26 protein-coding genes are annotated in these 21,307 nt (G+C 72.3%); 15 read left to right on the top strand and 11 right to left on the bottom strand.

Annotated features, from left to right (window positions below):
• Positions 1-10 precede the first annotated feature (10 nt).
• From tmk to AC6RUA_RS06110, 4 genes are all read left to right on the top strand, one after another.
• On the top strand, positions 11-616 hold the full coding sequence (tmk, locus tag AC6RUA_RS06125) for a dTMP kinase (protein ID WP_499815047.1): 606 nt from the start codon (positions 11-13) through the stop codon (positions 614-616).
• Positions 617-664: 48 nt separating this feature from the next.
• Positions 665-1,474 carry a hypothetical protein gene (locus tag AC6RUA_RS06120; protein WP_499815046.1) on the top strand — a complete coding sequence of 270 codons (810 nt, stop codon included), beginning with the start codon at positions 665-667 and terminating at the stop codon, positions 1,472-1,474.
• Between the two features lie 53 nt (positions 1,475-1,527).
• The gene (locus AC6RUA_RS06115) at positions 1,528-2,358 is read left to right on the top strand and encodes a hypothetical protein (RefSeq protein ID WP_499815045.1); all 831 of its coding nucleotides are present in this window, start codon (positions 1,528-1,530) and stop codon (positions 2,356-2,358) included.
• Between the two features lie 79 nt (positions 2,359-2,437).
• On the top strand, positions 2,438-3,340 hold the full coding sequence (locus AC6RUA_RS06110) for a hypothetical protein (RefSeq protein WP_499815044.1): 903 nt from the start codon (positions 2,438-2,440) through the stop codon (positions 3,338-3,340).
• 66 nt (positions 3,341-3,406) lie between these two features.
• Here AC6RUA_RS06110 and AC6RUA_RS06105 read toward each other — a convergent pair whose 3' ends face one another.
• From AC6RUA_RS06105 to AC6RUA_RS06095, 3 genes are all read right to left on the bottom strand, one after another.
• The gene (locus AC6RUA_RS06105; protein WP_499815043.1) at positions 3,407-3,718 is read right to left on the bottom strand and encodes a DUF7991 family protein; all 312 of its coding nucleotides are present in this window, start codon (positions 3,716-3,718) and stop codon (positions 3,407-3,409) included.
• A gap of 135 nt (positions 3,719-3,853) precedes the next feature.
• Positions 3,854-4,258 (bottom strand): hypothetical protein, encoded by a 405-nt coding sequence (locus AC6RUA_RS06100; RefSeq protein WP_499815042.1) that lies wholly within the window; start codon positions 4,256-4,258, stop codon positions 3,854-3,856.
• A gap of 2 nt (positions 4,259-4,260) precedes the next feature.
• On the bottom strand, positions 4,261-4,494 hold the full coding sequence (locus AC6RUA_RS06095) for an Lrp/AsnC family transcriptional regulator (RefSeq protein WP_499815041.1): 234 nt from the start codon (positions 4,492-4,494) through the stop codon (positions 4,261-4,263).
• Positions 4,495-4,599: 105 nt separating this feature from the next.
• Here AC6RUA_RS06095 and AC6RUA_RS06090 point away from each other — a divergent pair, with 105 nt between their 5' ends.
• Both AC6RUA_RS06090 and AC6RUA_RS06085 read left to right on the top strand, forming a co-directional pair.
• Positions 4,600-5,298, top strand: a complete 699-nt coding sequence (locus tag AC6RUA_RS06090; RefSeq protein ID WP_499815040.1) for a potassium channel family protein — start codon at positions 4,600-4,602, stop codon at positions 5,296-5,298.
• Positions 5,295-5,528 carry an Lrp/AsnC family transcriptional regulator gene (locus tag AC6RUA_RS06085; RefSeq protein WP_499815039.1) on the top strand — a complete coding sequence of 78 codons (234 nt, stop codon included), beginning with the start codon at positions 5,295-5,297 and terminating at the stop codon, positions 5,526-5,528. Before AC6RUA_RS06090 ends, AC6RUA_RS06085 begins: the two co-directional genes overlap by 4 nt.
• 75 nt (positions 5,529-5,603) lie before the next feature.
• On the opposite strand, the gene AC6RUA_RS06080 is transcribed toward AC6RUA_RS06085, so the two are convergent.
• The 3 genes from AC6RUA_RS06080 to AC6RUA_RS06070 form a co-directional block, all read right to left on the bottom strand.
• Complete coding sequence (locus AC6RUA_RS06080; RefSeq protein ID WP_499815038.1) at positions 5,604-6,065, bottom strand: methyltransferase family protein; 462 nt, start codon at positions 6,063-6,065, stop codon at positions 5,604-5,606.
• 97 nt (positions 6,066-6,162) lie between these two features.
• Positions 6,163-6,696, bottom strand: coding sequence for a DUF5813 family protein (locus AC6RUA_RS06075; RefSeq protein WP_499815037.1), 534 nt, complete (start codon positions 6,694-6,696; stop codon positions 6,163-6,165).
• A 26-nt stretch (positions 6,697-6,722) separates the two neighbouring features.
• Positions 6,723-7,094 carry a hypothetical protein gene (locus AC6RUA_RS06070; protein ID WP_499815036.1) on the bottom strand — a complete coding sequence of 124 codons (372 nt, stop codon included), beginning with the start codon at positions 7,092-7,094 and terminating at the stop codon, positions 6,723-6,725.
• A 153-nt stretch (positions 7,095-7,247) separates the two neighbouring features.
• On the opposite strand from AC6RUA_RS06070, the gene AC6RUA_RS06065 reads away from it, so the two are divergent.
• On the top strand, positions 7,248-8,480 hold the full coding sequence (locus AC6RUA_RS06065) for a carboxylate--amine ligase (RefSeq protein ID WP_499815035.1): 1,233 nt from the start codon (positions 7,248-7,250) through the stop codon (positions 8,478-8,480).
• Positions 8,481-8,524: 44 nt separating this feature from the next.
• Here the strand turns inward: AC6RUA_RS06065 and AC6RUA_RS06060 are convergent, their stop codons facing one another.
• From AC6RUA_RS06060 to AC6RUA_RS06050, 3 genes are all read right to left on the bottom strand, one after another.
• Positions 8,525-9,001: a redoxin domain-containing protein gene (locus tag AC6RUA_RS06060; RefSeq protein ID WP_499815034.1), complete on the bottom strand. Its 477-nt coding sequence runs from the start codon at positions 8,999-9,001 to the stop codon at positions 8,525-8,527.
• Between the two features lie 65 nt (positions 9,002-9,066).
• The gene (locus tag AC6RUA_RS06055; RefSeq protein ID WP_499815033.1) at positions 9,067-9,975 is read right to left on the bottom strand and encodes a Vms1/Ankzf1 family peptidyl-tRNA hydrolase; all 909 of its coding nucleotides are present in this window, start codon (positions 9,973-9,975) and stop codon (positions 9,067-9,069) included.
• A gap of 59 nt (positions 9,976-10,034) precedes the next feature.
• Positions 10,035-10,391: a DUF5802 family protein gene (locus tag AC6RUA_RS06050; RefSeq protein ID WP_499815032.1), complete on the bottom strand. Its 357-nt coding sequence runs from the start codon at positions 10,389-10,391 to the stop codon at positions 10,035-10,037.
• 174 nt (positions 10,392-10,565) lie between these two features.
• Here AC6RUA_RS06050 and AC6RUA_RS06045 point away from each other — a divergent pair, with 174 nt between their 5' ends.
• Positions 10,566-11,372: an aldo/keto reductase gene (locus AC6RUA_RS06045; RefSeq protein ID WP_499815031.1), complete on the top strand. Its 807-nt coding sequence runs from the start codon at positions 10,566-10,568 to the stop codon at positions 11,370-11,372.
• Positions 11,373-11,437: 65 nt separating this feature from the next.
• On the opposite strand, the gene AC6RUA_RS06040 is transcribed toward AC6RUA_RS06045, so the two are convergent.
• A complete protein-coding gene (locus AC6RUA_RS06040) occupies positions 11,438-12,442 on the bottom strand; it encodes a DMT family transporter (RefSeq protein WP_499815030.1) in 1,005 nt (334 codons plus the stop codon).
• A 99-nt stretch (positions 12,443-12,541) separates the two neighbouring features.
• Here AC6RUA_RS06040 and AC6RUA_RS06035 point away from each other — a divergent pair, with 99 nt between their 5' ends.
• Positions 12,542-12,790, top strand: coding sequence for a hypothetical protein (locus tag AC6RUA_RS06035; RefSeq protein WP_499815029.1), 249 nt, complete (start codon positions 12,542-12,544; stop codon positions 12,788-12,790).
• Here AC6RUA_RS06035 and AC6RUA_RS06030 read toward each other — a convergent pair.
• Positions 12,787-15,468, bottom strand: a complete 2,682-nt coding sequence (locus tag AC6RUA_RS06030) for a phosphoenolpyruvate carboxylase (RefSeq protein WP_499815028.1) — start codon at positions 15,466-15,468, stop codon at positions 12,787-12,789. The two genes, AC6RUA_RS06035 and AC6RUA_RS06030, sit on opposite strands and share 4 nt — an antisense overlap.
• Before the next feature lie 333 nt (positions 15,469-15,801).
• Here AC6RUA_RS06030 and AC6RUA_RS06025 point away from each other — a divergent pair, with 333 nt between their 5' ends.
• From AC6RUA_RS06025 to AC6RUA_RS06000, 6 genes are all read left to right on the top strand, one after another.
• The gene (locus AC6RUA_RS06025) at positions 15,802-16,725 is read left to right on the top strand and encodes a ubiquinol-cytochrome c reductase iron-sulfur subunit (protein ID WP_499815027.1); all 924 of its coding nucleotides are present in this window, start codon (positions 15,802-15,804) and stop codon (positions 16,723-16,725) included.
• Between the two features lie 85 nt (positions 16,726-16,810).
• Complete coding sequence (locus AC6RUA_RS06020) at positions 16,811-17,140, top strand: DUF8113 family protein (protein WP_499815026.1); 330 nt, start codon at positions 16,811-16,813, stop codon at positions 17,138-17,140.
• Between the two features lie 164 nt (positions 17,141-17,304).
• The gene (gene trpD / locus AC6RUA_RS06015) at positions 17,305-18,321 is read left to right on the top strand and encodes an anthranilate phosphoribosyltransferase (RefSeq protein WP_499815025.1); all 1,017 of its coding nucleotides are present in this window, start codon (positions 17,305-17,307) and stop codon (positions 18,319-18,321) included.
• Position 18,322: 1 nt separating this feature from the next.
• Complete coding sequence (locus tag AC6RUA_RS06010; protein WP_499815024.1) at positions 18,323-18,982, top strand: phosphoribosylanthranilate isomerase; 660 nt, start codon at positions 18,323-18,325, stop codon at positions 18,980-18,982.
• Positions 18,979-20,637, top strand: coding sequence for an anthranilate synthase component I (gene trpE / locus AC6RUA_RS06005; protein ID WP_499815023.1), 1,659 nt, complete (start codon positions 18,979-18,981; stop codon positions 20,635-20,637). Before AC6RUA_RS06010 ends, trpE begins: the two co-directional genes overlap by 4 nt.
• Complete coding sequence (locus AC6RUA_RS06000; RefSeq protein WP_499815022.1) at positions 20,634-21,305, top strand: glutamine amidotransferase-related protein; 672 nt, start codon at positions 20,634-20,636, stop codon at positions 21,303-21,305. Before trpE ends, AC6RUA_RS06000 begins: the two co-directional genes overlap by 4 nt.
• Positions 21,306-21,307: the final 2 nt, after the last annotated feature.

The raw sequence follows: 21,307 nt of genomic DNA, 5'->3' as shown, positions 1-21,307 counted from the left end.
GCCGGTACGGATGCTCATCACGCTCGAAGGGCTCGACGGGAGCGGCAAGACGACCGCGTGGGAGGCCCTGCAGGACGTGTACCCCGACGCGACGTTCACCCACGAGCCGACGGACTCGTGGTACGGCGAGGCGGTCTACCGGTCGATCGGCGACGACGACGCCGACCCGCTCGCGGAACTGTTCCTCTACACCGCCGACCACGCCGACCACCTCTCGCGGGTCGTTCGCCCGGCGCTCGCCGACGGACGGCTGGTCGTCTCGGACCGGTACGTCGACTCGCGGTACGCCTACCAGGCGGCGAGCCTCGCCGACTCGGGTATCCAGCGCCCGCTCGAGTACGTCCGCGGTATCCACCAGGCGTTCACGCGCGAACCCGACGCCACCGTCTACCTCGACGTGGACCCCGAGACGGCCGCCGCGCGCGCCGGTGCGACGAACAAGTTCGAGCGCGCGGCGTTCCTCGCCGAGGTGCAGTCGAACTACGAACGCCTGCTGGAGGCGGAACCGGGCCGGTTCGTCCGCGTCGACGCGTCCCGCTCGCCAGAGGAGGTGCTCGGCTCGGTCGAACGAGCCGTCGCGCGCCTGCTCGACGACGGAGGCGGCGAGGACCGCTGACGCGCCGGGCGGACGGGGTGTTTTGTAGTCGCGCGCCGTGTTCCCCCCATGCGTTTCGCACCCCCGTCGACGCTCGTCATAGCGTTCCTGCTCGTCACCGCGGGCTGTAACGGTCTCGGCGCGAGCGAGCGGGCGGTGCCCACCGTCGCGCCGCAGTTGAACGGCACGCCGACGGACGCGCCGACCGCGACGCCGCCGGTTGACGCCCCGCTCCCGCCGGGTGTCACGCCCGACGCCACCGACGAGGTGGACGAGCGCGCGCTGTACGTGGCACACGACCGGGCGCTGGAGGACACCCCCGTCACGGTCCGCGAGAGCCAGGCGTGGCTCGCGCCGAACGGGAGCGTGCTCGGCTGGTACACGGCCACGGCGTGGACGAACGGCTCCCGTCAGCGGTACGAAGCGGTCAACGGCGGGGTCGACCCGGTGGTCGTCCGGACGCAGGCGTGGGAGTACGCCTACTGGACCGACGGGAACGTGACCGTCGCGAAGGAGACGCTCCCCAACGGTCTCACGGAGACGCGCGTCATCGACAGCGGCGCGCCGTCGGTGTTCGCGGGCGTCGAGAGCGTCGACTCGGGTCGGTACGTCCTCGCCGCGATTCTGTCCGGTCGGGAGCTGAGCTACGTCGGCGTCGAACGACGGAACGGAACGGCGCTCCACGTCCTCGCCGCGCCGGTCGAAGACGGTCGGCTCACCCTCCGCGTGACCGCCGACGGCGTCGTCCGCTCGCTCGTCTACCGCGCACCCGGCGGCCCGGGGAGGGCGAACACCACGTCGCTCAAGCGGTTCTACGCGTTCGACCTGAACGAGACGGTCGTCGAGACGCCCGTGTGGGCCGCAAACGCGACCGGATAGTCGCGGGGGCGGCCGACTCTACGCTTATCTCCGCCGGGCGCTTTCCACCCGCTATGCGCGCGCGGCTCCCGGTCGCCGTGGTGCTCGCCCTCCTCGTCACCACCGCCGGCTGTAGCGGCCTCGGTAGTCCGGCGGACCGCGACCCGCGGACGGTGAAGCCGGCGCTCCGCGGGACGCCCAGTCCGACCGCCACCCCCACGCCCGCCCCGCTGTACCCGTCGGGCGTGACCGCCGACGGCGTCGACGCGTGGACTCTCGCGAACGCCCACCACCGCGCGGTCCGCTCGCGGGGCGTGACCGTGCGCTCGAACCGGACCGTCACCGCCCCCAACGGGGCGACGCTCGCGACGGTCCGTACGGCGTCCACGCAGGTCGACGGCGAGCTCCTGTACAGCCTGGACGTGGGCGGCGTCGCGCCCGAGACGGTCGGCGTCCCCGGCTTCGACTTCACGCTGTGGACCGACGGGGAGGAGACGGCCATCCGGCGAAGCCGGCCGAACGGGAGCGTCGAGTACGTCCACTTCGCCGGCCGGCCCCCCAGTTCGCTCGCCGGCCCCGCGACGGGACGCGACGCGGTCTACCGCGTCTTCGCCAACGTGAACGCGTCGGTCGTCGGCGTCCGCCGAGACGCCGGCGAGACGGTAGTCCTCGTCCGCGCCCGGGCCGACCGCGTCGACCGGGTCGGCGACACGACGCTCCGGAACTACTCGCTCGCCGCGGGCGTCACCGAACACGACGTCGTCCGGTCGTACGCGGTGCGCTACGAGGAGGCCCGCGAGGGCGCCGGGGTCGTCGCGGTGCGCGAGTCGTTCCGCGTCTCCGACGTGGGGAACACGACCGTCGAGCGGCCGCCCTGGGTGGCGGAGGCGCGCGCGGCCGGCTGACGGCCCGGGCTCGAACGGATTCGAGACGGTTCGGGCGCGACGACCGCGGCTTTATGCGACGACCGCGGCAGGTACGGACGTGTCCCGACGCGTCCTCGCGCTCGCGTTCGTCCTGTTGGTCGCGGGGTGCGCCGGCCTCCCCGGTGGCGCCTCCGACGACGCGGGTCCGCGGACGGTGAATCCCGACCTCCGCGGGACGCCGAGTCCCACCCCGTCACCGACGCCGCTCCCGACGCCCGACGGCGGGCTTCCGCCCGGCGTGGCGACGGACGGGGTGGACCCGGAGCGACTGGCCGCCGCTCACCGCCGCGCGCTGTCGAACCGGTCGTTCGAGACCGTCCACCGCCGGACGGTCACCCACTCGAACGGGACCCTCCTCGTGCGGACGGTCGCCAGCGTCCGGGTCGACGACCGGGCCCGGCGGGTCCGGCTGACGGTCACCGACCGGGTCGAGGGCGGGAACGCCCGGACGGAGACGGTCGCTCACTGGACGAACGGGTCGGTGACGGTTCGGCGCGAGACCCGCTCGTCCGAACCGCCGGAGGTGGTGGTGACCCGCGGCGCGCCGTCGCGGCCCATCACGTCCGACGCGACCGGGGGGGAGCGAGTCCGGACGCTCGCCGACCTGCTGAACCCGCGCCTCGCCGGGACGCGCGTGCTCGACGGCCGCGAGTTCGCGGTCCTCCGCGCGACCGCCGGGCGAATCGAGCGCGAGGGCCTGCCGGACGCCCGCGCGGTCGACCTCAGACTCCTCGTCGCGCCCGACGGGACGGTCGTCTCGTCCCGACTCGCCTACCGGACGACGCAGTTCGACCGGGAGGCGCGGGTCGTCGACCGCTTCCGCGTCACGGGCGTGGGGAACACGACCGTCGACCGCCCCGAGTGGGCGGTCGAGGCGCTCGCGGAGACCGGCGAGAACGAGACCGAGACTGACCCGACCGGTACCGACGACGGGACGGCCACCACGACCGCGAGCGGGTGAGGAGGGGGACGCGACGGCGGCGGACGCCGTTCGCGGCTGCTCGGCGGTTCTCGCGGAGTCGCAGGTTCAGTTCGCCTCGGGCAGGTCGTACTCCTCGGGCGGCGGGACGTACAGCAGGTCGATGGTGAACCCGAGCGCGAGCGGGAGACCGACGAACGTGGCCAGCAGCAGCACCGCGCTCTCGAACAGCGGCGGGATGACCGCCCCGGCGACGAGCGTCGTCACCGTGAGCACGACCGGCGTGACGAGCAGCGAGTACGCCACCCACCCCCACCGAGTCTGCAGCCGGATGCGGAAGAAGCGCGCGAGCACCGCCGCGAGCAGCGTGTGTATCGCGAGCACCGCCGCGGCGAGTACGAGCGCGACCAGCGAGGCCATGCGCGATGTAGGCCCCTCACGGACTTTGACCTGTCGGGACCGGCGTGCCCGCCGCCGAGTCCTCGACAGCGGACGGGGAACGAGCGAACCGACGACTCCGACCCCGACGACCGGAGCCGGCGGCCGAGGCGACGGTCACCCGTCCGGCGGCGCTCGTCGCGCACCGCCGGCCGGTGCGGCCCGCCGGGCGACCAGCCCCACCCCGAACGCGAGGAAGAACCCGAGCAGACCGAACGTCGCGGCCGGTTCGCCGACGGTGTCGAGGAGCACCTGTCCACCGAGTATCACCACCGCCGCGACGACGAACGTCACCAGCCAGTCGCGCCCCACCCGCTCGAACGTCGGGCTGGTGGTGAACAGGAGGAGGCCCGTGCCGACGAACGCGCCGGCGACCGCCGGGCCGGCCGCATCGCGCGCCGGCGTCTGCGCGACGACGCCGAACCGGAGTGCGGCCACCGCGAGGAACCCGGCGACGACGAACGCCAACTCCACGAGGAACGCCGGCCGCCGGTCGCGTTCGCGCTCGACGGCTTCGCTCACGGTCACTCGCTCATCGACACGTACGTCTTGGTGTCGCTCACGCCGTCCAGCGACCGGATGTCGCTCGCGACGGCGTGGAGGACCTCGTACATCTCCTCGGCGGTCACCTCCGCGATGACGTCGTACTCGCCGGCGACGACGTGCGCCTCCGTCACCGCGTCCAGCCCGCGAACGGACTCCACGACGCGCTCGACGGTCCCGGGGCCGGTCTTCACCATGACGAACGCACGGACCATACGTGTGGTAACACTTAGCACGGATAAAACCCTTCCGCCGAGCCGGTCGGAACCGTCTCCGGGCGCGGGGGTACAGTTATTTTCTCGGGTGCTATAGCATCTCATATGAGATTCATCGTCATCGGGGCCGGTCGCGTCGGACTCCGGACCGCTCGCGTCCTCCGGGAAGAGGGACACGAGGTGGTCATCGTCGAGCGCGACGCCGAGCGGGCCGAGCGGGCCCGAACGGCCGAGTTCACGGTGTTCGAGGGCGACGGCTCCCACGAGGAGACGCTCCTCGAGGCGGGCGTCGAGGAGGCGGACGCCGTCGGGGCGCTCACGGGCGACCTGAACGTCAACTTCGCGGCGTGCATGATCGCGAAACACTTCGGCTGCCGGACCGTGATGCGCATCGACGAGGACTACCGCGAGGAGATCTACCAGAAGTACGCCGACGAGGTGGACGAGATCGTCTACCCCGAGCGGCTCGGCGCCATCGGGGCGAAGAACGCCCTCCTGGGAGGGAACATCCGCGCCATCGCCGACATCGCCGAGAACCTCCAAGTGCTGTTGTTCACCATCTCGGCGGAGTCGCCGATGCGGGGCTACACGCTGAGCGAGGTGTCGCTCCCCTCGCAGGCGCGCATCCTCGCGTTCGGCAAGTCCGACGAGCCGATGGGCATCCCGCTCCCGGACGACTCGCTGGAGGAGGGCGACCGGCTCGCGGTGCTCGCCGACTTCAACGTCCTCGGCGACGTGCGCCAACTGCTCGTCGGCGACGACTCGGCGGCGACGCTCGCCTCCGCGACGGAGGCGGAGCGATGACGGTCGTCGCCTACGTGATGGTGAAAGCCAGCACCGGCGCGGCCGACCGGGTGAGGGACGCCATCGAGGAACTGGACGGCGTCGAGGAGGCGCACATCGTCGCCGGCGACATGGACTTCGTCGTGAAGGTGAACGTCGACGGCCCCGCGCAGGTGAAGGAGGTCACCGCCGACGGGATACAGACCATCGAGGGCGTCGAGGACACGAAGACGTACATCGCGATGGACTGACGGGCCGCTCGTCGGTCCCGACCACCCCGTTCGTCCGCGCGTTCGGCAGTCGCGTCGAACGGGCCCGGCCTCCGTCTACAGGTATCGACGGACGTCGCGGCGGTAGCGCCGGTACTCGTCGCCGAACTCGCGCTCCAGCCGCCGCTCCTCGCGTCGGACCACGGCGTGGCAGTGGAGCAGCACGAACGGCAGCGCGACGGCCGGCCACGCGGCGTTCGAGAGCAGCGTGACTCCGACGTACAGCGCCGTCCACGCGACGTACATCGGGTTACGGCTGACGGCGTAGGGACCGCCGGTGAGGAGTTCCGACGGGTTCTCGATGTCCTGCCGGCCGGCCGTCCGGACCGCCCAGCCGACGAGGAGCAGTCCGCCGCCGACCAGTCCCCCGCCCGCGACCCGCGCGAGGCGTCGGTCCCCGTCGACCAGTCTCGCCGGGCGGAGCGCGTGCGCTGCCATCGCCACGAGGAGGCCGGCGACGTGCGACTCCGGGACCGGGACGTTCGACCACCGCCACCCGTCAGCCCGCTCGCCGTCCATGCTGCACGGAGGGCACCGAGCGTCAAGTACGGTGAGGTGGGTGCGACCCTGTGGTGAGCGGAGCCAGCGGGGAGCGCGGCGACTCAGTCCGTTCGACTCAGTAGCCGTCGCTGCCGCCGGCCGCGCGCGCCCGGTCGATGAGACCCGTCACGGGGTCGGTGTACTCGTAGCCGGGGACGATGCCCTGCACGTACGTCCCCTCGACGTAGTCCACCACGGCGACGGCGTCGTTGACGCCGCGCCGCTCGTCGACGTCGGCGAACCCCACCTCGACGACCGCCGTCTCGCCCGTCCGGTGCGTCTCCGGGGAGAGGTCGTGGTCCGCCTCGGTCACGTCGCCGATGGCGGCGACGCGGCGCTCGAACGTGTCGTACCAGCCGTCCTCGACCACGTCGGCCACGCCGTCGACCGCCACCGCCGAGAGCGTCGGGACGCTGACGGTCACGTCGAACGCGAGTCGGCCGTCGTCGCGCTCCGCGACGGCGACGCGGCCGTCGAACGGGGTGCTCGTGACGGCGAACGCGCCGCCGGCCGGGTCGCCGAGGGCGTCGTGGTCCCGCGCGGCGCGTCGGACGCGGCCGGGGACCTCGTCGCTGTCGGTCACGCCCGGAGGGAGGTGGTCGGCACGCATAAGCGGCGCGCTCGCGTCCGCCCGAATCAGCAGGGGGACATCTCGTCGCCCCGCACGCGACGGACGCCGGTGGGAGTGACCTCGTACACCGCCTCCGACGCGAAGTCGGCGTACACGGTCCCCTGGTCCGTCTCCGTTGTGTACGCGTACGGTACGGTGACGGCGACGCGGAGGCCACCCGCCGTCACTCCCGTCACGGTCGCGTCCTCGCTCGGACCCGCCCCCTCGTTCGTCCCCCAGTCGGTCAGACACGGCGCGCCGTCGAGTCGCTCGGCCACGTACGCCTCCTCGGCGTCGAGCGCGCGTTCCTCCGCGAGCGGGACCGACAGCGGGGCGCACGTCGCGACGAGGACCGCGAGCGCGGCGAGCAGTGTCCGTCGCTGTGGCGTGGAGAGCATCGGTTCGCGTCGGTGTCTCGGCACGCCGGGCAAATCCCTTGTGCCGACGCTACGCCGGGCGGGGGGCGCTCGGGCGTTCGCGCCGGCGTCCGAGTCGGTGGCAGAGCACGCCGACTAACGCGGGGCTTTTACCGCCCGGCGGCAAGCGCGGGCATGGCCGACACCTTCCACGACACCGACGGCCTGGTCGCGGCGCTGGAAGCGGCGTCGTTCGACCGGCCGCCGGCGCTCGTCGCCAACGCGCACATCACCGGCGTGAGCGTCGCCCGGGCGCTCGCGGCCCACGACGTGCCCGTTATCGCGCTCGACCGGAACGGGGACGGGGTCGCCCCCGCGTCGGCGGCCGTCGACTTCGCGGGCGCGGTCACCTACCCGCTCGACGACCAGGACGGGTTCCGCGCGGACGTGGAGCGCGTCGTCGACGCCGCCGGCGTCGACTGCGTCGCGTTCGCCTGCATGGACGAGTGGGTGCGCGGGTTCGCCGCGACCGAACCCGCGGGCGTCAGGCTCCCGTTCTCCGGCGTCGAGGGCATCGAGCGCGTCCTCGACAAGGACAACCTCTACCACCTCTGTGAGGAACTGGGCGTGCCGTACCCCGAGACGTACCGGCTCTCGGAGACGCCCGCCGACGAGGTGGTCGACGCGCTGGGGTTCCCGCTCGTGGTCAAGCCCGCCCACAAGCGCAGGTTCGAGGAGGCGTTCGGCACGAACGTCATCGAGGTCGGAAATCGAGCGGAGTTCGACGACACCGTCGCCGCCGCCGAGGACGCGGGCGCGACCGTCCTCCTCCAGGAGAAGGTGCCCGTCGAGACGGGCGCGGACACCTCGCTCGCGAGCTACGTCCCGCCCGACGGCGACCCCCTCGCCGTCGTCGGCAACGCCGCGGTCCGGTTCCCCCGGCAGTTCGGCACCTCCTGTCTCGTGGAGACTGTCGACCGACCGGAAGTCCGCGACCGGGCGCTGTCGGTGCTGGCGGAGACCGACTACTACGGCATCAGCGAGTCGGAGTTCGTCTACGACGAGGACCGCGAGGAGTACGTCCTCCTCGACATCAACACGCGGCCGTGGAAGTGGATATCCATGACCGTCGAGGCGGGCGCGAACCTCCCGATGGCCGCCTACGCGAGTGTCACCGACACGACGTACGAACCGGGCGAGCGGCGCGACGCCCGCTGGGTGTACCTCCGCGACTACCTCGAACTCGCGACGACCGACCCGGCGTTCTGGGACGTGCTCTCGCGCGCGGAGTGGACGAGCCTCGTCTCGGGCGCGTTCGAGGGGGAGCGCGGGCTGACGACGGGCGTCTACCGGCCGTCGGACCCCGGGCCGGCCGCGGCGGTCATCGAGACGCAGTTGACCGACCGCGACTACTACTGCTCCTGTTAGGACCGGGCGAAAAACGAAGAGACGAGCGAGCGGGGTGTGGTCGCTCAGGCCGCCTCGACGGCCTCGGCGACGGCGTCGAAGTCGGGCTGGGTCTCGGGGTCGTCGGCCTCCCACGTGTAGGTGATTTCGCCGTCGGCGTCGACGACGAACACCGCGCGGTTCGACAGGCCGTAATAGCCGATGTCGTCCATGTCGATGCGGACGTCGTAGTCGTCGATTATCTCCTTGTTGGTGTCGCTCACCATCCCGAACTCGAACCCCTCCTGCTCTTTGAACTCCTGCTGGGCGAACGGCGTGTCGACGCTCACGCCGTACAGCGTCGCGCCCAGGTCGCGGTAGCGGTCGATGTCGTCCTGGAAGCTGGACATCTCCTCGCGGCACGGCGGCGTGAACGCCCCCGGGAAGAACGCCAGCACGACCGGCGCGTCCTCCGACAGGCGCTCGGAGAGGGTCGCCTCCTCGATGTCGTCGGTGACGAGCGGTGCCGTGAAGTCGGGTGCGTCGTCGCCTTCGTCGGGCATGCACTCCCCGCTCGGGGCGCGACACGGAACACCGTTCCGGCCGCCGTGTGACCCCGACGCACGGCTCACAGCAGGCGGAGCGTCGCCGTCCAGAAGTCGGCGAACGCGTCGTCGAGCGCCGCCTCCGGGTCGCCCGTCGCGTCGCTGCCGGCGACGTGGTCGGCGTACTCGTCGAGTTCCGGGACCACGGTCCGCTCGCCCACCAGGATGACTCGCTCGACGCCCTCGACGCCGGAGAGCGCCGCCGCGCACTTCTCGACGTGGTCGGCGACCTGCGCGTCGCGCTGGCGCTCGAACCGGGCCTGCGAGAAGCCGCCCTTGTCGTGTTCGTCCATCACGTCCGTCTCCACCGTCTCGAGTTCCACCCGCTCGTCGCCCTCGTAGGTGCCGACGGCGAAGGTGTCCGTCCGGGCGAGCGCGAACGCGAACCGCCCGGTCGGCCGGAACCACGGCGCCTCGACGCGGAACCCGTCGTCCCACGCCGCGAACGGCTCCGGCGGTAGCGGCGGGTCGAGCGCACACGAGACGAGTCCGGCGTCGTCGCGGTACACGAGCGTCGGCGCGGCGCGGCGGACCAGCGGCGCGCGCTCGCCAAGCGCCGCCTCCACTTGCTCGGGCAGGCCGCCGTGCTCGCCGTCGGCGGGGACGAACGCCGAGAGCGCGCCCTCCGCGCCCGTGTCGACGCTCCGGAGCCTGTCGAGCACGGTTTCGAGCCGACGGCGGCGCAGCGTCTCGACGCCGCGAAACGAGAGGTCGGCCTCCCCGCCGGCCTCCGCGCGTTCGATGCGGTCCTCCAGTTCCTCGATGCGGTCCTCCAGTCGGTTGACGCGCTCTTCGGCCTCCTGTCGCTTGCGCGCGGCCTCGCCGCGTCGTTCCTCCTCGGCCTCCATGCGCGCCACCGCCGAGTCGCGCTCCTCCTCCAACTCGTCGATGCGCGCCTTCAGCGACGCGCGGCCGAGAAGCCGGTCGAGCATGTACTATCCCGACGCGCGACCCGGCGGGAGAAAAAGACGGCGACAGCGGCGCCCGCCAGCTACGCGTTGTCCTCGTCTTCCCACCCGGTGTAGCGGATGAGGTCCCGCGCACGCTCCGCGTTCGCGAGGAGTACCTCCAGTCGACCGGGGACGGAGAACTTCAGGTCGTCGGGCACCGCCGCCCGCGGCACCGCGAGCGTCCCGCTGGCCACGTCGTCGTCGCCGACGACCGGGAAGTGGCGCGTCCCCACTTTCATCACGAGCGGGCTGTCGAGGCGCTCGACGCCCTCGCCGGTGGCGTACAACTGCTCGTTCACACGCTCGTGGTCGGTACGCTTGATGGCCGCCGTCTCCGACTCCCGGGGCTGAACGTACATCTCGCCCAGGTAGTAGCCGCTGGAGAACTGTTCGAACATACTATATGAGTGTGTCTACCGTGTTAAGTGTTATCGAACAGCATTTTATAGACCCGCAGTGCGCCCCCTCCGCGTTCTCGGGTTCGAGAACCATCGTGCCGTGGCCCTCGGGCGAACCTGGGTCGCGCGTTCCGCTTTCGATGGGTTGAGGCGGTCGGGGGCGAACGAGTAGCCATGCCCGAGTTCAAGCGGTTCGGCGAGGGGACGTACCAGCTCCCCGGCGCACAGTGCGTCGAGAGCGTGGCGACGGCGCTCGACGTGGGGTACGAGGCCATCGACACCGCGCAGGGGTACCAGAACGAGGCGCTGGTACGCCGCGGCGTCGAGCGGGCCGGGTCGGACCCCGAGGACGTGTTCGTGGCGACGAAACTCGACACCGACAACCTGGGGTACGACGACGCCGTGACCACCGCCCACGAGTCCGCCGCCCGGCTGGGCGTCGACACCATCGACCTGTTGTACGTCCACTGGCCCATCAACACGTACGACGCCGAGGAGACGTGTGCCGCGCTGAACGACCTGGTGGACGAGGGCGTCGTCGAGCGGGTCGGACTCTCGAACTTCCGGCCGGACCAACTCGACGAGGCGAACGAGCACCTCGACGTGCCCATCTTCGCCCATCAGGTGGAGTGTCACCCGCTGCTCCCCCAGGAGGAACTCCGCGAGTACGCCGTCGCGGACGACCACTGGCTGGTCGCGTACTGCCCCATCGCGCGGAATCAGGTCGCCGACGTCCCGGAGATACGCGAGATAGCCGACGCGCACGACGCCACGCCGGCGCAGGTGTCCATCGCGTGGCTGCTGTCGAAGGAGCGCGTCGCGGCCATCCCCAAGGCGACGAGCGAGGAGCACCTCCGCGACAACCTGGCGGCGCTCGACGTCGAGTTGACCGACGACGAGGTGGCGACCATCGACGGCATCGAGGAGGAGCGTCGCCTCGTCGACTTCGAGGCGGCGCCCTGGAACGACGCCGACGCCTGAGCGGGCGACTCCTCCGCCCGCCCTCCGACCCGCCCCCAGTTCGTCCGTTCGCCCCGATTACCGACTCACGGTTCCGGGGCGTTCCCCCCGTCGGTCGCGGACTCGCCGCCGGGCGTCGACGACGCCCCGTCCGGGTCGTCGCGGTCGGTCCGCCCGCCCGCCCGCCCGCGCCGCACCGAGTCGCGGAGCGTCTCCCACTCCATCGCGGCGAACCCGACGACGATGACCACGAAGCCCACGGCCGTGTTCGCCGCCACCGTCTCGCCGAGCACGAGAGCGCCGGCGACGGCCGCGACGAGCGGGACGACGTACGAGTTGAGGTTCGCGCGCGTCGGACCGACCACCCGGATGAGCCAGAAGTACGTCGGGAACGCGACGGCGGTGGCCACGACGACGACGTAGCCGACGGCGAACAGCGTCCGCGGCGTCCACGACACCGTCCACGCCTCCCCCAGCGCGAGGCTCGTCGCCAGCGCGCCGCCCGCGCCGAGCAGCATCGCCCACGCGGTGAGCGACACGTTCCCCATCCGCGGGTCGACGCGCCGGAGGAGGACGCCCCCGAGCGCCGCGCTGACGACGGACGTCGCCACGAGCGCGCGCCCCGTCGACACCGACGCGAGGTTGGCGGGGTCCGGCGCGACGACGAGCAGCGTCCCGGCGAACCCGACGAACAGGCCGACCGTCTGCCGGGGACCGAGTCGCTCGCCGAGCAGTCCCCGCGCGAACAGCGGCGTGAGCACCGGGAGTGCGGCGAACAGGGTGGCGGCGGCCGCGCTGGTGACGGTCCGCTGGCCGACGAACAGCGCGACGCCGTTGAGCCAGGTGAGGAACGTCCCGGCCACGAGCACGCCCCGCCGGTCGCCGCGGGTCCGCGGCCGGTCGAGTCGACCCGTCGCGGCGAGTGCGCCGAGCAGGAGCAGGCCCCCGCCGACGAACCGGAGTCCGGCGAACAGCGCCGGCGGCACCGTCGCGAGCCCGCTCTTGATTCCGACGAACGACGTTCCGAACGCGAGCACCGTGACGGCGAACGCGGCGAGCGCGCGCCGACGGCTCGCGGGGAGGCTGGGCACGGCCCGACTTCGCCACCACCCCTCATGCCTCTGTCGGCTTTAGTTTCACCACACGTTCGGCTGAGTCTTATCCCCGCAGCTCACCAACTACCGGGTGTCATGTCAGACCAGACGGAGTCGGAAGTCGACCCCCCCACCGAGCCGCGCGGGCGCCCCGCGACGGTCCGGCTCGTCCTCGGCGTCGCGGTGCTGTTCGCGCTGCTGGGCGGCCTGCTCGTCCGCGTCGCGGCGGGCGCGAGCCTCGACGGGTTCCTCGGCGGCGCGCTTGCGGTCCTGCTCGTGACGGCCGCGGCGGCCGTCTTCGGGCCGGAGACGCTCCGCGCCGCGGCCGAGCAGTTGCGTCCCTAGCCGGTGTTCTTCATCCCGGCGGCGATGCCCTTGACCGCGAGTCGCAGCGCGCGCTCCTCGGCGTCGGTGCGGTCGTTACGACCCAGCAGGTCGGCCTGCAGGAGGTTCAGCGGGTCGACGTACGGGTTCCGCCGGTCGAGGTTCTCGCGGAGCCACTCCCGCCGGAGGAGTCGGTCGCGCCCGGTCACGGCGCGCACCAGTTCGACCGCGCGGTCGTACTCCGCCTCGATGCGCGGGAAGAACCGCTCGCGGAGGTCCGGCGGGGCGAGCGCGGCGTACTCGGCGGCGATCTCCAGGTCGGTCCGCGCGAGCGACAGCGCCACGTGGTCGACCGTCGTCCGGAAGAACGGCCACTCCTCGTACATCGTCCGGAGCGTCTCCAGGTCCCCGCCGCCGTCGAGGTAGCCGTCGAGTCCCGCCGCGACCGAGTACCACCCCGGCAGGATGGTGCGCGACTGCGTCCACGAGAACACCCACGGGATGGCCCTGAGGTCCTCGACGGTCCGCTCGCCCGTCCGCGAGGCGGGCCGCGAGCCGAGGTTCAGGTCGTCGATGACCGCGATGGGCGTCGTCGCCTCGAAGTAGTCGACGAACCCCTCCGTGTCGAGCAGGTCGCGGTACGCCGCTCGCGCCGCCTCGCCGGCGGCGTCCATCGCCTCCTCCCACTCCTCGTCGACGGGCGGCGCGTCGCCGGTGAGCGTCCGGAGGCGCGCGCGCAGTTGCGCGTCGAGCATCTGTTCGAGTTCCCGCTCCGCGACGTTCGGGTTGGCGTACTTCTCGGCGATGGCCTCGCCCTGCTCGGTGAACTTCACCTCGCCGGTCGCCGTCTCGGGCGGGAGCGCCAGCAGCGCCTCGTTCATCGGGCCGCCGCCGCGCGAGATGGAGCCGCCGCGGCCGTGGAACAGTCTGAGGTCGACGCCCACGTCGTCGGCCACCTCGGCCAGTCGGCGGGCGTTCCGGTGGAGGTCCCACGAGGCGGCGAGCGGGCCGTTCTCCTTGTTGGAGTCGGAGTAGCCGAGCATCACCTCCTGGACCCCGCCGCGGGCGTCGAGCGCCGCGCCGTAGGCGTCGTTGTCGGTGAGCGTCTCGAATATCTCGCGCGCGTTCCCCAGCGCGGACGCCGTCTCCAGGAGCGGAACGACGTCCACCCCGCAGTGCTCCGGGAGCGAGACGACGCCAGCCAGGTCGGCGAGGTAGAGCACCTCCAGCACGTGCGACGGCTCCTCGGTCATCGAGATGCAGTAGGTGTCGATGGCCTCGACGCCGTACTCGGCCTGCCAGCCGGCGAAGCGGTCGAACCGCTCGCACACCCGCGCGGCGGTGTCCCCGAGGCCGTCGGTCGTCAGGTCGCCGACCGACTCGCCCAGCACCGACTCGGTGAGCACCTCGACCCGCTCCGCCTCCGGGAGCGCCCGGTAGTCGATGCCCTCGCGGTCGAGGACCGCGGCGACGGCGGCGGTGTGGTTCTCCCGGTGGTCGCGCAGGTCGAGCGCCGCGAGGGTGAATCCGAACGTCTCGACGCGCCGCCGGAGCGGTTCGACGTGGTCGGCGACGAACGCGTCGTAGCCGTTCGCCCGGAGGTCGGCCGCGAGCGTTTCGAGCGCCGACTCCAGCCCACCGGCGTCCGCGAACTCGCCCGGGCGCAGGTCGCCCACCCGGTCGAGACGGGCGCGCAGCAGGTGGACGAACCGCCGGTACGGCTCCTCCGGGTACTGCTCGTCCAGCGACTCGGCGACCCGCGGGACCGCCGCCCGCGCGTCGTCGACTCGCTCGCGGAAGGCGTCGGTGTGGGTCACCCGCTCCGACTCGTGGCTCGCCGCGCCCGCGAGGTCCCGGAGCGCCGTCTCGTAACGGTCGAGCACGGCCGCTCGCTGGGCGGCGAGCGTCTCGGCGGTGACCTCGGGCGTGACGTGCGGGTTGCCGTCGCGGTCGCTGCCCGCCCACGAGCGGAACTCGAGAACCGGCGGGACGTCGAGTCCGGCGTGCGTCTCGTCGAGTACGTCCCCCAGCGCGTCGTACGTCTCGCCGACCACGTCGAACAGCGTCTCCTCGAGGTACCAGCGCACGTCGCGCGCCTCGTCGAGCGGCGTGGGTCGGTGCGGGCGGACCTGCCGGGTCGCCCACAGCGACTCCACCTCGGCGTCGAGGTCAGCGCGGCGGTCGGCGGCCTCTCGGTCGTCGAGGCGTCGCTCGTCGAGGTCCGCGAGCGTCCCGGCGACGCGCCGGAGCTTCGCCTTCACCGTCTTCCGGCGCGCCTCCGTCGGGTGGGCGGTGAACGTCGGGACGACCCGCGTGTCCGCGAGCGCCCGGGCCGCCGTCTCCCGGTCCACGTCGGCCAGCGCCTCGGCCGTCGCGTCGAGGCCGTCCGCGAGCGTCCCGTCGGCGCGCCCCCGCCGGACGGCGCGGATGCGCTCGCGCTCCTCGGCGACGTTGACGAGTTCGAAGTACGTCGTGAACGCCCGCGCCATCGTCCGGGTCGTCTCGGGGTCGAGCCCCGACAGTCGCTCGCGGACCGGTGCCCTGCTCTCGGCGTCGCCCCGCCGGTACTCGATGGCTCCCGTCCGCACGTCCTCGACCGCCTCGAACGCCTCGGCGGTCGTCTGCCGCCTGATGACCGCTCCCAGTCTGTCGCCGAGGTCGCGTACGTCCCGTCTCACGGCGCGTCCGTCTCCTGCCATGCGTTCACACTGAGCGCACTGGGTCGTCAACGTCGGGCTTCGTAGAAAAATTGCCTCGGTTTCGAGTTAAGCTTCGAGCGTCCCGGGGGTGGGGGCCGTGCGGGACACGGACCGCACGGCCGGTGTGGACACGGAAACGGCGACCGCTCCCCCGGCGGGCGCCACTGACGGGTTGGCTCAGGCGTTCAAGTAGCTCGCTATGAGGGGTCCGGACGGTTACTTTCGCCTCGGGAGCGCCGGAGCGAGCGTCGGCTCGAATCCGGAAAATCTCGGGTACTGCGGCCTGTCACACCTTTCGTCAGGCTTTTGCGTCGGCGCATCCGAGTCGGGGCCATGAGCGCGAACGACGACAAGTATCCCGGCGAGTCGGGTCGTCGCCGGTTCGTCAAGGGCGTCGTCGGCGGCGCGGCCCTCGCCGGCGTCGGCGCGGGCGGGTCCGCCACCATCAACAGCGTCACCACCGCCCCGGGTGCGGGCGGGGGGGCGACCCAGGCGATGGCCATCGAGAACACGGACGGGCCGGCGCCGCGGGGAATGCCCCAGATTCCGCTCGAGATCGACTCCGAGGGGTACGTCAGGGGCCTCTGGCCCGACGTCGGGACCGAGATGCAGAACGGCGTGGAGATCACGGTCGCGGAGATGGAACTCGGCGGCAAGACGTACTCCTCCGAGTGGTTCCAGTACTGCGGCATCCAGACGTTCGAACCCATCGTCCCGGACTACGACGGTGACAACTACTTCCGATCGGGGGCGGACCCGTCGTACACGTGGCAGAGCGAGGAGATGAGCGAGGGGGACCGCTTCAGCGTCGACCTGTTCTCCGACTACGAGTCGTGGGGCAACGGCATCGGCGTCGACGGCCTCGGCAAGCCGGCGACGGGGACGTGGCGCTCGCAGGAGTCCGAGGACACGCTCACCATCCAACTCCTCCGGTCGCCCGTCATCGAGGAACTCGCGGCGACGGGGTCGGCCCGCGGGGCCGACGGCGAGACGTACGAGGCCTCCTCGGACGTACAGCAGTGGCTCCAGGCGTCCACTGCCGAGGGATTCATCGCGTGGCTCAACAAGTGCACCCACTTCTGCTGTATCCCGGGGTACAAGACCAACGCCGGGTCCGCGAAGTTCGCCGCCGCGGACGAGGTGTACTGCCCGTGCCACCAGTCGGTGTACGAACCGTTCAGCATCGTCGAGACGCTGTTCACCTCGCTCCCCCGACCCGACGACGGCGGGTCATCGGGTGGCTCCTCCGAGGAGTAACCGCGACGCCGCCCCGGCGGTTCGGGTCCGTCCGCTCGCCGTCGCTCCCGACGCGCTTTTCTCCCCCGCCCCGTCACCTCGGCGCATGAGCGACGACTCGGTGGACCCCGACGCGGCGTTCGAGCGGGAACTGGCCAACGCGCGGGCGCTGCTGGCGGCCGACGACGTCACGGCGGTCCACGTCGGCGTCGTCCACGGCGACGAGGTGGAGACGACGACCGCACGGACCGGTGACGACCCGGAGACCGAGGGACTGCGCGCGCTCTCGCTGCTCGCGGCCCACCTGCGGACCGTCGCCGAGGAGGCGGGCGTCGACTACGAGACGGTGGCGGTCGACGCGGCCCGACTCGCCGGCGAGGTGGAGGAACTACCCGACGCCCGGGGGGACGACCCCGACTCGGACGCGGAGTTCTGAGCCGGCGGCCCTCGCCGGGTCGAGCCGACGAGTCCCGTTTTCCAGCCGAGTCGCTCACGGAGGAACTCGGCGCGCGCCCGTGCGGTGTGATACCGCCGAACGGTCCTACGACAGGCTTATGTCGATGAACACATTCGTACATTACAAGCCCAATCCGTCCACTCATGACCACAATACAAGAGTACGTCCGGCGCGTGACCGACGGCGAGGACCTGACCGTCGAGGAGGCGCGCGAGGCGTCGACGCTGGTGTTCGAGGCGGCGACCGAGGCGCAGATCGGGGCGCTGCTGGCTGCGCTTCGCGCGAAAGGCGAGACGGAGGCCGAGATAGCCGGCTTTGCGCAGGGGATGCGCGAGGCCGCCCGGACCATCGACCCGGACGCGCGCCCGCTGGTCGACACCTGCGGGACGGGCGGGGACGACCACGACACCATCAACGTCTCGACCACGTCGGCCATCGTCGCCGCGGGCGCGGGCGTAACGGTGGCGAAACACGGCAACTACTCCGTCTCCTCCTCGTCGGGGAGCGCGGACGTCCTCGAGGTGGCGGGCGTCGACGTGGACGCGGAACCGCCGGCGGTCGAGCGCGCCATCGAGCGCGACGGCATCGGGTTCATGCTCGCGCCCGTGTTCCACCCCGCGATGAAGGCGGTCATCGGTCCGCGGAAGGAACTCGGCATGCGGACGGTGTTCAACGTGCTCGGCCCGCTGACGAACCCCGCGGGCGCGGAGGCGCAGGTGCTCGGCGTCTACAGCCCCGAGTTGGTCCCGCAGATAGCCGAGGCGCTCACGCACATGCCGGTCGACCGGGCGCTCGTCGTCCACGGCGACGGCATGGACGAGATAGCGCTCCACGGGCCGACGACCGTCGCCGAGGTGGACGGCGACGAGGTGACCGAGTACACGCTCACGCCCGAGGGTCTCGGGCTGGACCGCGCCCCGGTCGCGGACATCGCCGGCGGCACGCCCGAGGACAACGCCGGCGACCTGGAGGGTATCGTCCGCGGCGACGTGACCGGGCCGAAGCGGGACGTCATCCTCGCCAACGCCGGCGCGGCGGTGTACGTCTCCGGTGAGGCCGACAGCGTCGAGGAGGGGACGACCGCCGCCGCGAACGCCATCGAGGACGGCCGCGCGGCCGAGACGTTCGAGACGATGCGCGCCGCGTCGGGGCCCGACTGAGATGACCCGCGTGAAGATCTGCGGCGTGACGAACAGCGCGGACCTGCGCGCCGTCGCGGACGCCGGCGCGGACGCGGTGGGCGTCATCGCGGACGTCCCCGTCGACACCCCCCGGGAGGTCGACCCGGCGCTGGCGGCGGACCTCACCGCGCGCGCGCCGCCGTTCCTGACGACGACACTCGTGACGATGCCCGAGACGCCCGAGGCGGCCGCGGACCTCGCCCGGACCATCGCGCCCGACGTCCTCCAGATTCACGGCGAGTTCGACCCGGAGGAACTGGCGTTCGTCCGCGCGGAGACGGAGACGAAGGTGGTGCCGGTCGTCGACCACGCGGACGCCGACCGCGCGCACGAACTCGACGAGGTGGCCGACGCCGTGCTGGTGGACTCGACGACCGAGACGGGCGCTGGCGGCACCGGCGAGACGGGCGACTGGGCGGCGGCCGCGGCCCTGGCACGCGAACTCGTCTCGCCGGTCGTGCTCGCGGGCGGGCTGACTCCCGAGAACGTCGCGGACGCGGTGCGGACCGTCGAGCCGTTCGCGGTGGACGTGGCGTCGGGCGTGGAACGGTCGGGCGGCGCGAAAGACCACACTGCCGTCTCGCGGTTCGTCCGCAACGCCGGCCGCTCGCTCGGCGAGGCCGAGGAGGTGTACGGGTGAGCGACCGGTCGACCGCGGGCGCGTCTGCGGGCGGCGCTCCGCTCGACCGCTCGCGGGCCGAGTTCGTCGACCTCGCGTCGTCCGTCGACGGTCCGGCGGTCGTTCGCGCGGCGGCGACGCTCGACGCCGAGGTGGAACCGCTGACCGCCTACGCCGCGCTCGCGGACCGGGCGGACCACTCGTTCCTCCTGGAGAGCGCGGAGAAGGTCGCCTCCAGCGACCCCGCCGGGGCGTTCTCGGGCGACGACGGGGGCGCGGACCGGCACGCCCGCTTCTCGTTCGTGGGCTACGACCCCGAGGCGGTCGTCTCGGTGTACCCGGACCGGACCGACGTCGAACGACTCGGTCCCGCCGCCGAGTACGTCGACGTCGGCGAGGGCGACGTGGTCGACCGGGTGCGCGCCGCGATGCCGGACGTGGCGCGGGTCGGCTTCCCCGACGCGGACAGACAGACGCTCGACGGCGGCCTCGTCGGCTTCCTCGCGTACGACGCGGTGTACGACCTCTGGCTCGAGGAGGTCGGTGTCGAACGGCCCGACCCGGTGGTGCCGGACGCGGAGTTCCTGCTCACCACGCGGACGCTCGCGTTCGACGACCGCGAGGGGAGCGTCCGGCTGGTGTTCACGCCCGTCGTCGGTCCCGACGACGACCCCGGCGCGGTGTACGACGAACTCGCGGCCGAGGCGGCCGATGTGGAGGGGACGCTCCGCGCGGCGACCCCGCCGGAGACCCGGGGAATCAGAAAGACCGGCGAGACGGCCGGCCCGCAGGCCGAGTACGAGGACGCGGTCCGGACGACGAAGGAGCACGTCCTCGACGGCGACGTGTATCAGGGCGTCGTCTCGCGCACCCGGACCGTGACGGGCGAGGTGGACGACCTCTCGCTGTACACGTCGCTGCGCGAGGTGAACCCCTCGCCGTACATGTACCTGCTCCAGCACGGCGACCGCTCCGTGGTGGGTGCGTCGCCCGAGACGCTCGTCTCGGTGCGGGGCGACCGGGTGGTGTCGAACCCCATCGCGGGTACCTGTCGGCGCGGCTCCTCGCCCGTCGAGGACCGGCGGCTCGCGGGCGAGATGCTCGCGGACGCGAAGGAGCGCGCCGAGCACACGATGCTGGTGGACCTCGCGCGCAACGACGTCCGCCGGGTGAGCGAGGCGGGGAGCGTCCGCGTCGACGAGTTCATGAACGTCCTGAAGTACAGCCACGTCCAGCACATCGAGAGCACCGTCACCGGTACTCTGGCTCCGGACGCCGACGCGTTCGACGCGACGCGCGCGACGTTCCCCGCCGGCACCCTGACGGGCGCGCCGAAGGTGCGCGCGATGGAGATTCTCGACCGCCTCGAACCCGAGCCCCGGGGCGTGTACGGCGGCGGCGTCGGCTACTACTCGTGGACCGGCGACGCCGACTTCGCCATCGTCATCCGGACGGCGACGGTCGAACGCGGCGAGACGCGTGCGGACGGAACCGGGGACGACGAGGCGCGCGCACCGGCGGAAGCGGAACTCACCGTCCGCGCCGGCGCGGGCATCGTCGCGGACTCGGACCCGGCGAGCGAGTACGAGGAGACCGAACAGAAGATGGGTGGCGTCCTCGACGCGGTCGATAGCGTTCTGGTCGACCCCGACGCGGAGACGGGGGTGGAGCAGTGACCACTCGCGTCACCGTCGTCGACAACTACGACTCGTTCACGTACAACCTCGTGGAGTACCTGAGCGCCCCGGACCCGCGCCCGACGCCGGCGGACGGGAGCGCCGGCGTCGCGGCGGGGGGTCGACGCGCGAGTGGAGAGCGGGAGACGGACGAGTCGGTCCGCGTGGCGGTGCTGAAGAACGCCGCGTCGGTCGACGACGTGCGCGCGACCGACCCCGACGCAATCGTCATCAGCCCCGGCCCCGGCCACCCGAAGAACGACCGGGACGTGGGGGTGACGGCGCCCGTCCTGCGCGACCTCTCGCCCGAGGTGCCGACGCTCGGGGTCTGTCTCGGGCTGGAGGCCGCGGTGTACGAGTACGGCGGGAGCGTCGGCCATGCGCCCGAACCGGTCCACGGGAAGGCGTTCCCCATCGACCACGACGGCGAGGGCGTGTTCGTCGGGCTGGAGCAGGGGTTCCAGGGCGGCCGGTACCACTCGCTCGTGGCGACCGACGTCCCCGACTGCTTCGCGGTGAGCGCGACCACCGACCACGACGGGGAGTCGCTCGTGATGGGCGTCCGCCACCGCGAGTACCCCATCGAGGCGGTGCAGTTCCACCCCGAGTCCGTCCTCACCGGGGTGGGGCGCGACGTCGTCCGGAACTTCCTGCGCGGGGTCGCGTAGGG

The sequence above is a fragment of the Halorarum sp. SLYT50 genome, assembly GCF_059821265.1.
This window is presented reverse-complemented; position numbering and strand designations above follow the sequence as displayed.